Origin of the sequence: Reyranella sp. (assembly GCF_004296935.1) — a bacterium.
Taxonomy (GTDB): Bacteria; Pseudomonadota; Alphaproteobacteria; order Reyranellales; family Reyranellaceae; genus Reyranella.
This window is the reverse complement of record NZ_SCVH01000065.1, coordinates 1-13,075: the sequence shown is the minus strand read 5'-3', so window position 1 is coordinate 13,075 and position 13,075 is coordinate 1. Positions and strand designations below refer to the sequence as shown.

12 protein-coding genes and 1 tRNA gene are annotated in these 13,075 nt (G+C 64.5%); all 13 read left to right on the top strand.

The window, feature by feature from the left end; genetic code table 11:
* The coding region (locus EPO55_RS08540; protein ID WP_296336210.1) for a DNA gyrase subunit A at nt 1–2,287 on the top strand (2,287 nt) is incomplete at its 5' end.
* A 55-nt stretch (nt 2,288–2,342) separates the two neighbouring features.
* Nucleotides 2,343–2,849 carry a pantetheine-phosphate adenylyltransferase gene (gene coaD / locus EPO55_RS08535; RefSeq protein ID WP_296336209.1) on the top strand — a complete coding sequence of 169 codons (507 nt, stop codon included), beginning with the start codon at nt 2,343–2,345 and terminating at the stop codon, nt 2,847–2,849.
* 108 nt (nt 2,850–2,957) lie between these two features.
* Nucleotides 2,958–3,032 (top strand) — tRNA-Lys (locus tag EPO55_RS08530).
* Between the two features lie 28 nt (nt 3,033–3,060).
* The gene (locus tag EPO55_RS08525) at nt 3,061–3,936 is read left to right on the top strand and encodes an ABC transporter permease (RefSeq protein WP_296336208.1); all 876 of its coding nucleotides are present in this window, start codon (nt 3,061–3,063) and stop codon (nt 3,934–3,936) included.
* Complete coding sequence (locus tag EPO55_RS08520; RefSeq protein ID WP_296336207.1) at nt 3,914–4,702, top strand: ABC transporter ATP-binding protein; 789 nt, start codon at nt 3,914–3,916, stop codon at nt 4,700–4,702. The genes EPO55_RS08525 and EPO55_RS08520 overlap by 23 nt, the downstream gene beginning before the upstream one ends.
* Before the next feature lie 3 nt (nt 4,703–4,705).
* On the top strand, nt 4,706–5,848 hold the full coding sequence (locus tag EPO55_RS08515; RefSeq protein ID WP_296336206.1) for a glycosyltransferase: 1,143 nt from the start codon (nt 4,706–4,708) through the stop codon (nt 5,846–5,848).
* A complete protein-coding gene (locus EPO55_RS08510; protein ID WP_296336205.1) occupies nt 5,845–6,228 on the top strand; it encodes an STAS domain-containing protein in 384 nt (127 codons plus the stop codon). Before EPO55_RS08515 ends, EPO55_RS08510 begins: the two co-directional genes overlap by 4 nt.
* Nucleotides 6,229–6,420: 192 nt before the next feature.
* On the top strand, nt 6,421–7,458 hold the full coding sequence (locus EPO55_RS08505) for a polysaccharide biosynthesis/export family protein (RefSeq protein WP_296336204.1): 1,038 nt from the start codon (nt 6,421–6,423) through the stop codon (nt 7,456–7,458).
* A 42-nt stretch (nt 7,459–7,500) separates the two neighbouring features.
* On the top strand, nt 7,501–8,502 hold the full coding sequence (locus EPO55_RS08500) for an efflux RND transporter periplasmic adaptor subunit (protein ID WP_296336203.1): 1,002 nt from the start codon (nt 7,501–7,503) through the stop codon (nt 8,500–8,502).
* Nucleotides 8,502–9,767 (top strand): ABC transporter permease, encoded by a 1,266-nt coding sequence (locus EPO55_RS08495; RefSeq protein WP_296336201.1) that lies wholly within the window; start codon nt 8,502–8,504, stop codon nt 9,765–9,767. Before EPO55_RS08500 ends, EPO55_RS08495 begins: the two co-directional genes overlap by 1 nt.
* A gap of 2 nt (nt 9,768–9,769) precedes the next feature.
* Complete coding sequence (locus EPO55_RS08490; protein WP_296336199.1) at nt 9,770–10,486, top strand: ABC transporter ATP-binding protein; 717 nt, start codon at nt 9,770–9,772, stop codon at nt 10,484–10,486.
* 14 nt (nt 10,487–10,500) lie between these two features.
* Nucleotides 10,501–11,745, top strand: a complete 1,245-nt coding sequence (locus EPO55_RS08485; protein ID WP_296336198.1) for a glycosyltransferase — start codon at nt 10,501–10,503, stop codon at nt 11,743–11,745.
* The gene (locus EPO55_RS08480) at nt 11,684–13,054 is read left to right on the top strand and encodes a glycosyltransferase family 2 protein (protein WP_296336197.1); all 1,371 of its coding nucleotides are present in this window, start codon (nt 11,684–11,686) and stop codon (nt 13,052–13,054) included. Before EPO55_RS08485 ends, EPO55_RS08480 begins: the two co-directional genes overlap by 62 nt.
* Nucleotides 13,055–13,075 lie beyond the last annotated feature (21 nt).

The window sequence follows — 13,075 nt, the reverse complement described above, 5'->3', positions numbered from 1 at the left end:
CGTCTTGCCGGCCGCGTTTCCCAATCTGCTGGCCAACGGCGCGGGCGGTATCGCCGTCGGCATGGCGACCAACATCCCGCCGCACAATCTCGGCGAACTGATCGATGCCTGCTGCGCGCTGATCGACAATCCGGAGCTGACGATCGCCCAGCTCATGGAACACGTGCCGGGTCCGGACTTCCCGACCGGCGCCACCATTCTCGGCCGCAACGGCATCCGCGCCGCCTATGAGCTCGGCCGCGGCTCGGTGATCATGCGGGCCAAGACCCGGATCGAGGAGGGACGCGGCGGCCGCGAGTCGATCATCATCTCGGAGATCCCGTACCAGGAGAACAAGGCGCGCCTGCACGAGCGCATCGCCGAGGTGGTGCGCGACAAGCGGGTTGAGGGCATCTCTGAAGTGCGCGACGAGAGCGATCGCGACGGCGTGCGCATGGTGATCGAGCTGAAGCGCGACGCCATGGCCGATGTCGTGTTGAACCAGCTCTACCGCTTCACGCCCCTGCAGACTTCGTTCGGCGTCAATTCGCTGGCGCTGGACGGCGGCCGGCCGAAGTTGATGAACCTCAAGGAACTGCTTGAGGCGTTCATCCGCTTCCGTGCCGAGGTCATCACGCGGCGGACCAAATTCGAGCTCAACCATGCGCGCGATCGTGCCCATGTGTTGGTCGGCCTCGCCATCGCCGTCGCCAACATCGACGAGGTGATCGCGATGATCCGCCGGGCGCCAGATCCGGTGGTCGCGCGCGAGCGGCTGATGGCCAAGGAATGGCCGGCCGCCGATGTGGCGTCGCTGATCTTGCTGATCGCCGAGCCCGGCCGCGAGGTGGCGGCCGATGGCACCTACAAGCTCTCCGAGGCGCAGGCCCGCGCCATCCTCGAGCTGCGCCTGCAGCGCCTCACTGGCCTGGAGCGCGACAAGATCGCGGAGGAATTGGGCGAGGTCGCCAAGCTGATCGAGGGCTATCTCGAGTTGCTGGGCGACCGCGACAAGCTCTTCGCGCTGATGCGCAAGGAGTTGCTCGAGATCAAGGAGCAGTTCGCGACGCCGCGCCGCACCGAGATCCTCGACAACGAGTTCGAGCAGGACATCGAGGATCTGATCCAGCGCGAGGACATGGCGGTCACCGTCACGCACGGCGGCTACGTCAAGCGCGTGCCTGTATCGGCCTATCGTGCCCAGCGCCGCGGCGGCAAGGGCCGCTCGGGCATGGCCACGCGCGAGGACGACTTCGTCTCCAGCCTTTTCATCGCCAACACCCATACGCCGGTGCTGTTCTTCTCCAGCCGCGGCATCGTCTACAAACTCAAGGTCTGGAGATTGCCGCTTGGCGCGCCGCAGGCCCGCGGCAAGGCCTTCGTCAATCTTCTGCCGCTCAGCGAAGGCGAGACGATCAGCGCCGTGATGCCGATGCCGGAGGACGAGGCGAGCTGGTCCACGTTGCATGTCATGTTCGCCACCGCTCGGGGTGGCGTGCGGCGCAATGAGCTCAGCGATTTCGTCAGCGTCAACCAGAGCGGCAAGATCGCCATGAAATTCGAGGGCGAGGATGCCGGCGACCGGCTGATCGGCGTCAGCGTCTGCAGCGAGGACCAGGACGTGCTGCTGGCGACGCGCCAGGGGCGGTCGATGCGCTTCCCGGTCGCAACGGTACGCGTGTTCCAGAGCCGCGCCTCGACAGGTGTGCGCGGCATCGCGCTGGCCGAGGGTGACGAGGTGATTTCGATGTCGCTGTTCGACAGCGGCAAGGGCATCCCGACCGAAGATCGCGACGCCTATCTCCGCCAGTCCCGGGCGCTACGCCAGGCCGAGAATGCGGCAGAGAATGCCGCCGAGAACGTGGAAGAGGACGCCGCTGTCCCCGACGATACGGCGGCGCCCTCGACGATGCTGTCGCCGGAGCGCTTCGCGGAGCTGCAGGCGAAGGAAGAATTCGTGCTCACCGTTGCCTCGTCGGGCTTCGGCAAGCGCACGTCAGCCTATGAGTATCGGGTGACGGGTCGCGGCGGCAAGGGAGTGGAACTGATGAATCTCGCCAAGGGCGGCGAGATCGTGGCAGCTTTTCCGGTGCTCGACAGCGACCAGATCATGCTGGTCACCGACGGCGGTACCTTGATCCGGTGCCCGGTCGACGGAATTCGCATTGCGGGACGGGCCACGCGCGGTGTCCGCATCGTCAACGTAAGCGAGGGCGAGCGCGTCGTGTCGGCCGTGCGCATTGGCGAGGACGATGGCGGAAATGGCAACGGCAACGGTGAGAGCCATTCCGAAACAAACGGTGGATAAGGATCGCCCGTGTCGCTAAGACTCCGCCGCCGCATCTGGCGCACAAGGGGGAGACATGGCCTCAGAACGCACCGGGGTCTATCCGGGCACGTTCGATCCCATTACCAGCGGGCACATGGAAGTCATGCGCCGCTCGTTGCGGCTCGTCGACAGGCTGGTGATCGGATGCGCGATCAATATCGGCAAGGGTCCGCTGTTCTCGCTCGAAGAGCGGATGGAGATCATTCGCGAGGACATCTCCGAGTTTCCGCCGGCGGACCGCGAGCGCATCAAGGTCGTGCCGTTCGAGGGACTGCTCATCCATTTCACTCGAGAAGTTGGCGCCTCGTTGATCATCCGTGGTCTGCGGGCGGTTTCCGACTTCGAGTACGAGATCCAGATGGCCAATATGAACGCCCGCATGGACCCCGACATCGAGACCATCTTCCTGATGGCCTCCGACCGGCACCAGTTCATCGCCTCGTCCCTGGTCAAGGATATCGCGCGCCTGGGCGGAGACACGTCGCAATTCGTCTCCAAGAGGGTGTTCCAGCGCCTGAAGGCGAAATTCGCCAAGGGCTGACCCGCGTCCCGGTCCCGACACTGCCCCCACAGACCGCGTTGACCGTGGGGCTGGCGCATCTTATACGAGCGCCGCGCGGGGTTTCGGCCTGCGGCGCAACGCCGGAGCGAGCCCGTAGCTCAGCGGTAGAGCATCTGACTTTTAATCAGAGGGTCGTGGGATCGTACCCCACCGGGCTCACCACTGGAATCGAGAAGGAGAGACGCGGCTCATGCCGTCGGTGAAAGTCGTCAACGGCAAGCAGATCGTGGTCGATAATCTCGGCCCGTTGCAGCGCGCCTCTCGTTTCGTCATGAGACCCTTCGAGCAGATGGTGCAGCATCAGGACCTGATCGCGGCCATCCTGAGGCGCGAGATCCGTGAGCGGTTCAAGGGATCGGTCGCCGGCTGGATCTGGGCGGTGGTTGCGCCGCTTCTTGCCATCACCGTCTATTCCTTCGCTTTTTCCACGAACCTGAAACTGCCGGGCTCGGAGGGCGATGGACCGATCATTACCTACTCGCTGTTCATCTTCAGCGGCATCATCGTCTTCAATTTCTGGTCCGAGATGGCGTTTCGCGCGCCGATGCTGCTTCACGAATACACGCACTTCATTAAGCAGACGATCTTCCCCAGCGACATGCTGGCCGTGATCTCGACTCTGCGTGCAACGGCCTACACCCTGATTTCCATCGGCGTCATGCTGGTCTTCCAGTTGGCGATCACCGGCACCCTGCCGTGGACCGTGCTGCTGATGCCGCTGATCTTCATCCCCTTCATGGCCTTCCTGATCGGCATGGCGTGGTTTCTGTGCGCGATCGGCGCCTTCACGCGCGACGCCGGCTATTTCATGATCAACGTGGTGCCGCTGTTCATGTTCGCCACGCCGATCTTCTACCAACACAGTTCGCTGCCGGCGCCGCTCGACTTCTGGATCTATGCCAACGCCTTGACCGGCTACGTCGAGGTCATGCGCGACATCGTACTGCTCGGGAAGGTACCGAACCTGTTCGTCTATGGTTGGACCCTGATCACGTCGGTCGTGACCTTCTACTTCGGCTACTGGTTCTTCGACAGGTATCGAAATGTCATCGTCGACGTCATCTGAGATCGTCGTCGAGGCGAAGCACCTCGGCAAGGCCTACCAGCTTTACGCCCATCGCAACGACTGGCTGAAGCAGGTCCTGTTCGGGTGGTGGAAGAACTACTTCAAGCCGTTCTGGGTACTGCGCGACATCGACATCAGCGTCAAACGCGGCGAGAGCATCGGCGTTCTTGGGCGCAACGGTTGCGGCAAGTCCACCCTGCTGCAGGTGATCTGCGGCATGACGCTGCCCAGCCATGGCGAACTCCGGGTCTCCGGCCGGATCGCGCCCGTGCTGGCGCTCGGCTCGACCTTCGACCAGGAGCTGACGGGTCGCGAGAACGTACTGATCGGCGGCGCCGTGCTCGGCCTGAGACGCGCCGAGGTGCTGCGGAAATTCTCCTCGATCGCGGAATTCGCGGGCATCGGCGACTACATGGATCAGCCGGTGAAGCACTACTCCATGGGCATGCGGACACGCCTCGCCTTCTCGATCTGCGCCCATGTCGAGGCCGAAATCCTGGTGGTCGACGAAGCGCTGTCGGTCGGCGACGCCGCCTTTCAGCGCAAGTGTCTCGACTGGATCGACAATTTCCGCAAGACCGGAACGTTGCTGTTCGTGTCCCACTCGATGGCCGAGGTCCGCCGCCTGTGTACCCGCGCCATCTGGATCGAGGATGGCCGAATCCGCGAGCAGGGCGATCCCAACGAAGTCATCCGGTCCTATCACCGGGCACTTCTGGTGGAGAAGGACGACGTGCACCGCTTCTCGGCTGGCGGCGAGAGATGACGCATGGACGCCAGCGTCGCTGTCTGGCTTGGGTTCGGCTGGTGGTCATTGGGCTCGGGCGTGCACTGGGTGAGCGCGGCGCTTGCGCGCCGGCCCAGGCGGAACGCGACCGTGCAGCATCGACCTGCTGATTTCAGCATTGTCGCGCCGATGAATGGCGGGGGTGACGCCACCGCGGCCTATGTCCAGGCGCTGGCCGAACTTGCCCGCGCCGGAGCCGAGGTCCTGATCTGCGTTGCTCGCGACGATGACGGCGCCGTGGCGCCAACCCTCGCCGTGTGGCCGGACGCGCCGATCCTGGTCGGCAACGATGACACCTTCAATCCCAAGATGAACAACGTCCGCAAGGGTCTCGAGGCGGCCAGCCGGGAGATCGTGGCGCTGTGCGACGCCGGGGTCGTCTTCGATGTCGGCGAACTTTGCCGCGCCGCGGCACCGCTGTCGGCCACGGTCGGGCTCGTGCTGGCGCTCAAAGCAGCCGACGCGCCGCAGAACTTCGCGGCGGAGATGGAGCGGGCATATATCGACGGGCATCAGGCAAGGTTCCTGTTCGCCGCCGACCGACTGGGCCTTGCGGTCGCGTCGGGCGGCGTCACTCTGCTGTCGCGCGATACCCTGCAGCGAATCGGCAATTGGCGCGGCTTCAATCGCTGGATCGCCGATGACTATTCGGTCGTCCGCTCGGTCCGCGAGCTCGGCCTCACCACGCGTCTGGGCGACGTGATGCTGCGGTTGCCGCTGGGGCATCGGGGCTGGCTGACGGTGTGGCGGCGACAGGTCCGCTGGGCGCGTACCCGGTTGCGCCTTCCCGTGTGGCCGCTGGTGCTGTGGGAGCCTGTGATCGGCTGGGCGGCGTCGGGGGCGGCCGGTGCGGCGGCTCTTGTCTGCATCGGCGCGGGAGCGGGCACCGTCGTTGCCGGATTGGTCTTCCACACGGCGGCGTGGCTGGCCGGCGAGAAATGGTTCATGATAGGACGTGGACTCGCATTCGGCCCGCGGGCGGCCGCAGCGGCGATGCTGCGCGAGGCCCTGGCCCCGGCGTTGATGGTCGGTGCACTGGGCAGCCGTGCCATCTATTGGCGCGGAACCGACCTCGGGGGCGATTGGAGCGCCCGCGGGGATGATACGGCGGAGAAGTCCGTATGATGAGTTCAGATACGGAGGACGCGATCGCCACAATCATGCTTCCGGAGAGGGTCGATTCTGCCACTTCGGCATCCGTCGAGGCCTTGATGATTGGCGCGTTGCGGCCGGAGGCCAGGGTCATCGTCGATGGCAGTGCGGTTACCTACATGAGTGCCGCAGGTGTGCGCGCTCTCGCAATTGTGCTTCACCGGGCCGCGGAACTGTCGGCGAGGATCGTATTTTGTTCTTTTAGCGGTCCAGCGGCCGATTGCCTGCTGGTCAGTGGATTTTCGCAGCTGTTTGATGTCGCTGATTCAACGGAACAAGCGCTTTCGCGGCTGCGTCCGAAGCTCGCAGGAGGCCCTGCGGACCGCTTGCACCCGCAGGGCGCCACAGGCTAATTACAGGGCGGGCTGAGGCTGGATTATGGGAAGGGACGAGGCGCGGCACGTTTTGGTGCGACCGTTCCGGACGGAGATCGGAATTTGACAATTTGGAGCTGGCTGCGCGCAGTCGCGCGACCTACCGCCATTGTCCTCGGCTTGGGTGTCGGTATCGCCGGGTGCGCGGCTTTGCCTGGCGATGGGCCATGGATGGGCGGTGCTGCAGGCACGACCACCGAAGCGCTGCCGTTCGACGTGATCGACCTGACGCCAACCACCATTGCCGCCTACCAGCAGCCGGCGAGCATCGATCGGCCGTCGATCACGAGTTCGTTGTCGGCCGGTGGCCAGGTCGCGGTGGCGCCCGGCGATGCCCTGAAGGTCCGCATTTTCGAGCCTTATGAAGGCAGCATCTTCCCGACCATCCAGAAGCCGGGCGCCGATTTCGGCGTCCAGCGCGTTCTTGACGACGGCACGATCAATATTCCCTTCGTCGGCACCGTCCAGGTCGCCGGCCTCAGCCTCCTTCAGATCGAGCGGCGCATCGCCCAGCAACTGAGCGGCAAGGCCCAGGACCCGCAGGTCATCGTCGAATTCGTGGCCGACCGGACGCACACGATCATGATCTCGGGCGATATCAAGAATCCTGGGCGTGTTTCCATTCTCGAGGGCGTGAGATCGGTCGTCGACGCCATCAACCGGGCCGGAGGTCCGGCTGGCGGGCCTGGAAGCGGGGCGCCGAACCAAATTGAAGTCGTGGTGCGGCGTCAGGGCCAGGTGATCCTGACGGCGCAGTTTTCCGAGCTTCTGGCCGGTGGCGATATCGCCGTCCGGAAAGGTGACGAGATCGTCCTCCGCCCCAACTCCCGGGTCTTCACGGTTCTCGGCGCGGTGGTCAAGTCGGGCAATGTCGAGATGACCAAACACAACCTGTCGCTCATCGAAGCGCTGGGACAGGTCGGTGGCTTGAACGATCTTCGCGCCAACAAGACAGGCGTTTATGTGTTCAGGATGGCGGATTTGCAGACAAATCCCGCTGCCCGGGCCCGGGTTTTCCGGCTGGACCTGCTACAGCCGGTTTCGATGTTCATCGGCCAGCAATTTGGCCTGCAGGCACGCGACGTGGTCTATGTCACGAATGCGCCATTGTATGAGTATGACAAGATTCTGACCTCAATATACCGTACTTTCTCGATCATTAGTGTCATTCGGAGCACCGGCACGGCTGTATCGTTGCCGGCCTTCTGATCGGCATGCTGACGGCTAGGATGGAAATCGGCGTTATCTGACATGGCGCGTGCAAGAATATTCACGTGGGGCGCGATGGGCGTCGGCATGCTGGTCATTGCCGCGGGCCTCGCCATGTGGATTGGGCCCAGCCGTCAGACCAGCAGCGCCCAGGACAGCGCGGCAAAGCCGGTCGCGCCGCTGATCTCGCGTGGCTACACCGATACGCCGGCCGGGACGGCGGTGATCGCCGGCGACCCGCTGGGAGGTGCCGTCCTTCTCGAGCTTCGCATCACCGATGGCCAGAAGGTCAAGCGCGACGACATCATCGCCGTGCTGTCGAACTATCCCAAGGCCGACGTCGCCGTCCGCTCGGCCGAGGCCGAGCTGGTCAAGGCCAAGCAGCAGCGCGAGGCGATGATCTCCGGCTTCCGCACTGCCGAGATTGCCATGCAGGAAGTGGTCGTCAAGTCGGAGACCGAGTCGAACAAGCTCAAGGCACTCCAGATGCAGCGCTCGGGTCTGCCGCCGGACCAGAAGCAGCTGGAGCTGAGCATCGCCCAGCAGAATCTCGAGCGCGAACAAGCCAAGCTGCGTGTCCAGAAGGAAACGTTGCAGACGGACCTCGCGCAGATCGAGACGGAAATCGGCATCATCACCGCCAAGCGCGACAACGCGCAGACTACCCGGGAGCAGGCGCTGGTTCGTACGCCGCTCGATGGTGTCGTCGTCCAGATCTATTCGCGTCAGGGCGAGCGGGTATCACCCAGCGGCATCGCCAAGATCGTCGACCTCAGCAAGTTGCGTATCCTGGCCGATGTCGACGAACTACACGTCGGCCGGGTGGTGCCGGGCGGCAAGGTAGAGGTTACGTTCCGCGGCAGCCCGACCGTCTACAAGGGCAAGATCTCGCGCGTGGCGCCGACGGTGAAACGCATGCAGCGCGTCGAGCCGGATGGTGGCTCCTCGACCGACGGCCGCGTGGTCCAGGTCGAGATCGAACTCGACGATCCGTCCAGCATGCCGCCGGTGTTGGGGCGCGAGACCCGCGTCACTTTCCCCTGATGGCACTGGTGCTGCCCGCCATTCCGTCGCTGAGGCTGCGTGGCTGGCGGCCGAAGTTCTCGTTGGTGCGTCTGCGCGCGGCGGCCAAGACGGCGACGACGATGCCGCTGGGCGCCCAGCAGCTCAAGCGCCAGCGCACCAGCACCTTGTTGTCGTTGGCCGGTGTCACCGCCAGCCTGCTTGTGATCTTCGCCCAGCTCGGCATCGAGCGGGCGGTCTACGATTCGGCGATCCGCCTCCATCGCACGGTGGCCGCCGACCTCGTCCTGGTCCCCTATGGCTTCAAGTCCCTGCAGCTCCATGCCGAGGTCCCCGTCGCCATGACCGACATCGTGTCGGCCAACCCTTCGGTGGCAGGCACGATGCCGTTGTGGTTCGGCGTCATGTCGATGAGCCACGCCGGCATGCCGACCGCCCGCCGCATCGCCTGGTATGCCATCGACGTGGAGCGTCCGGCGATCGACGTGCCCGGTTTGCGCGAGAACCTCTATAGGCTCCGCGAGGCCCGCCGGATGCTGTACGACCGGGAGTCGCGGCCATACTTCGGTGATCTAGGTGAAATCGCGGATGGCGCGGCGGAAGTGCCGGTTCTTGGGCCCCCCGACAACCGCGGGCTTCTGCGCCAGCTCTTCGTCGTCGGCACTTTCGCAGTCGGTCCCAACGTGCTGAACGACGGCGCCGTCCTGATGTCCGAAGGAACCATGGCCGAGGTGTTCGGTGCCTGGTGGTCGGATCGGCCGGCCTTCATCGCCATTCGGCTCGCTCAGGACGCCGACCCTGTCGCCGTGCGCCAGGAACTCAATCGTGCGCTGGCCGGGCGTGGCGAGGTGATCACCAAAGCGGAACTCGAGGCGCGCGAGAGGAGATACTGGTCGCGCGAAACACCGGTTGGCTACATCACCGATCTTGGCTTCGTGATGGGCGTGATGATCGGCATGGTGTTCATCTACTACGCCCAATACCAGATCATCCGCTTCTACCTGCCAGAGTATGCCATCCTGAAGAGCCTGGGCTATGACTGGTGGTTCTTCCTCTTCATGATCGGCCAGATCGGCGCCGCCATCATCACGCCGGCCTTCCTGGTGGCCTTCACGCTCGGGCGGTTCGTCTATGGGGCGACGGAAGCTGCGATGCATCTCGGCATGTCGATGGGCTTGCGCGAAATGGGTGTGGCACTTATCGCTTGCGTGGTGATGACCGTGGTGTCGAGCCTGTTCGCGATCCGGCGTCTGTGGAAAGTCGACCCGATCATGCTGTTCGAGTGACCATGACCGCGAACCCCCATGGCTTTGGACCGCCGGTCATCGAGGCGGTGGACGTCCACCATCACTACGGCGAGGGGCCGCAGCGCGTCGACGTGCTGTTCGACATCAACATGCAGGTCCGGGAAGGCGAACTCGTGATCGTCACCGGCCCGTCGGGCTCGGGCAAGACGACCCTGCTTACGATCCTTGGCACGATGCGCAAGCCGTCGGAGGGCAAGCTCCGCCTGCTTGGCACCGACCTCGTCGGGGTCAGCGGAGCCGAACTGGACGTTCTGCGCAATCGCGTTCGCTTCCTGTTTCAGAAGCGCAATCTCCTGTCGTCGCTGACGGCATTGCAGAACGTGATCGCCGGCGTCTCGACCACGCCGCTGTCGGATTCTGCCTGGGACGAGCCGCGGGCGCGCCATCTGCTCGGCTTGCTGGGGCTTGCCGACAAGGCTGATTCCTGGCCTGACGAACTGTCGGGCGGCCAGCAGCAGCGCGTCGCCATCGCCCGCGTGATGATCGGTCTGCCGGATCTCATCATCGCCGACGAGCCGACCTCCGCGCTCGACCGGGTGGCGGGTCGGCTGGTCGTCGATCAGCTCAAAGACCTCGCCATGCGCGCCAAGTGCGCCGTCGTTCTGTCGACGCACGACGAGCGCATTTTCGATGTGGCATCGCGCCGCCTTCATATCGAAGATGGCCGCTGCTTCGACGTGCCCATCCACTACCACTGATCGGCAGGGCGGGCGTGCTGCTCTTCGCCGTCGATCTCGTCGTCGTTGTCTGCCTGGCCGTGCAGTTCGCCATCGCCGGCTACTTTCTCTATCTGCTGTACTGGCTGTTCGAGCTTGCCCCGGCCGCGCCGGAGGCGCCGGTTCCGACCGGGGATCTTCCCCGGGTGCTGGTTCAGATTCCGGTTTACAACGAGCCGCTCGTGGTCGAGCGCGTCGTCGCCGCGGCGGCGGCACTCGATTGGCCGCCCGACCGGCTGACGATCCAGCTTCTTGACGACAGTACTGACATCACTTCCGACATCGCCGTTCATGCGGTCGCGCGTCTTCGCCGCGACGGCCTGGACGTCGTCCACGTGCGGCGCGCCGATCGCAGCGGCTTCAAGGCCGGCGCACTGGCTGCCGGCATGGCGCTCTGCGATGCGCCCTATGTGGCGGTATTCGATGCCGACTTCATTCCGGCCTCGGACTGGCTGCGCCGCGCCATGGCAGCGATGCTCGCCAACCCGAGGGCGGCCTTCGTGCAGACGCGAATCGAGTGGGGTAACGGCGGGCACAACTGGCTGACTCGCGCGCAGCGCCTGATGCAGGACGCGCATTTCGCCGTCGAGCAGGATGTCCGGGCACGGCGGGGCGTGCCCTTCCAGTTCAACGGCACCGGCGGCATCTGGCGCCGTGCTGCCGTGGACGAGGCCGGGGGCTGGTCTCACGACACACTGTCGGAGGATCTCGATCTCGTGCTGCGCACCCACCTCAGGGGCTGGAGCGGCGTTTTCCTGATGGAGCCGCACGTGGTCGGCGAGCTGCCGCAGAAGATCGACGATTTCAGCGCCCAGCAGAACCGCTGGTCGAAGGGATTCGTGCAGGTGGCCCGCAAGCTCCTCGGGCCGATCTGGCGGTCGGATTGGTCGACCGAGGCCAAACTCACAACGACGGTCGCGCTCGGGCAGCAGTTGATCTTTCCCGTTTTGGTGGTTGGGGGGGTGGCGCTCGGCCTGTCGATCCTGGGCCACGGCCACCTGTTGGGCGGGTTCCGCTTCTGCCTGTGGCTTTGGCTGGTCGGGATGCTGGTGGTCCTGATCGGCATGACCTGGGGCGCCTACCGGCGGCTGCAGCGCGGTGACATCGCGCGTTACATGGTTGCGGCCGCCAGTGTGCCGGCTCTGATCGTCTATCTGGCCGTGGCCAATGCAGCGTCCATTGTCGGCGCTGGATTCGGCAAGAAGACTGATTTCAATCGTACACCGAAAACTGGTGTCTGAGCACGGTATGGCTTCAATTATTGCCCTTCTGGCCCTGTTGTTCGCTGCGGTATTCTTCACCTGTGCGCTGCTTCTCGCGGCGTTCATCGGCAGCCTGCTCTACATGGTGGTGCTGCATCACCGCCTGAAGGGCGCCGGGCTGCAGCGCGAGGAAACGCTGCTCTCCACGCCACTGCCCCCCGACGCCGAGCTGCCCCATGTGGTGGTTCAGATTCCGTCGTTCAATGAAGGGGGAGTGCTTCGGCGCGGCGTGGCGGCGGCGGCGGCCCTCGATTGGCCGCGCGACAAGTTGCACATCCAGATCCTCGACGACAGCACCGACGAGACGGCGGAATTGGCCCGCACGGTTGCTGCGGAACTCCAGGCTCGAGGCTGCGATGTCGTTACCCTGCAGCGCACCGACCGTAGCGGCTTCAAGGGCGGCGCCTTGCACGAGGCGATGCAGAAGACACCCTATGACTATTTCGCCATCTTCGATGTCGACTATGTGCCGCCGGTCGATTTCCTGCGCCGTTGCATGCGACCGTTTTTTGCCGAACCCAAGACCGCGTTCGTGCAGGCGCGTTTCGACTTCCTGAATCCGCACGAGAATGCGCTCACCGAGATGCAGATGGTGACGCTCGATGCCCACCTCGGCATCGAGCAGGCGACACGCTGCTGGGCCGGCCATCCATTGCCGTTCAACGGCACATGCGGCATCTGGCAACGCGCGGCGATCGATGCCGGTGGCGGCTGGAAGGGTGATACGGTTACCGAGGATCTCGATCTCACCTACCGTGGCTGGATCAAGGGCTGGCGCGCGCTGTTCCTGACCAGTGTGCCGGTGCCGGGCGAGCTGCCGGCGGATACCCAGACCTGGCTGCGCCAGCAGCAGCGCTGGCAAGACGGATTTCGCCACGTCTCCATGCGCATGTTTCCGGCCATTCTCGGGAGTCACGACATTACGCCGTCGGCAAAGGTGGCCGCCCTTCTGCACATCTGCATGTCGCTGAATCAGCCGCTGCTGCTGATCGGACTGTCGGCGGGGTTCGTGGCTGGCCTGCTGGCGCCACAACTCGTGCCGTTGCTGCTGACGATATTCTTCGTCACTTTGGGCTGGGTCGTGTTTTGTGCAACCACATTTCTGCGCGCTGGCCACAATTTCATCCGCGGTGGAGAAATGTCGCCCCCGCGCTTCGCCTTGGTATTGCTGCGCTATGTTGCCGGGCAGGCTGCGACCGTCGGTCGGACGGTGATTGTTTTCCTCAAGAAGGCCGCTACGAAACCGAAGCCGATCGTCTTCGACCGCACGCCCAAGAAGGGTGGCTAGGCCAGAACGCTTTCACGCAGC

Coding starts and splice junctions, on each gene's coding strand:
- coaD (WP_296336209.1), top strand. CDS start 2,343: ATGGCCTCAGAACGCACCGGGGTCTATCCGGGCACGTTCGATCCCATT.
- EPO55_RS08525 (WP_296336208.1), top strand. CDS start 3,061: ATGCCGTCGGTGAAAGTCGTCAACGGCAAGCAGATCGTGGTCGATAAT.
- EPO55_RS08520 (WP_296336207.1), top strand. CDS start 3,914: ATGTCATCGTCGACGTCATCTGAGATCGTCGTCGAGGCGAAGCACCTC.
- EPO55_RS08515 (WP_296336206.1), top strand. CDS start 4,706: ATGGACGCCAGCGTCGCTGTCTGGCTTGGGTTCGGCTGGTGGTCATTG.
- EPO55_RS08510 (WP_296336205.1), top strand. CDS start 5,845: ATGATGAGTTCAGATACGGAGGACGCGATCGCCACAATCATGCTTCCG.
- EPO55_RS08505 (WP_296336204.1), top strand. CDS start 6,421: ATGGGCGGTGCTGCAGGCACGACCACCGAAGCGCTGCCGTTCGACGTG.
- EPO55_RS08500 (WP_296336203.1), top strand. CDS start 7,501: ATGGCGCGTGCAAGAATATTCACGTGGGGCGCGATGGGCGTCGGCATG.
- EPO55_RS08495 (WP_296336201.1), top strand. CDS start 8,502: ATGGCACTGGTGCTGCCCGCCATTCCGTCGCTGAGGCTGCGTGGCTGG.
- EPO55_RS08490 (WP_296336199.1), top strand. CDS start 9,770: ATGACCGCGAACCCCCATGGCTTTGGACCGCCGGTCATCGAGGCGGTG.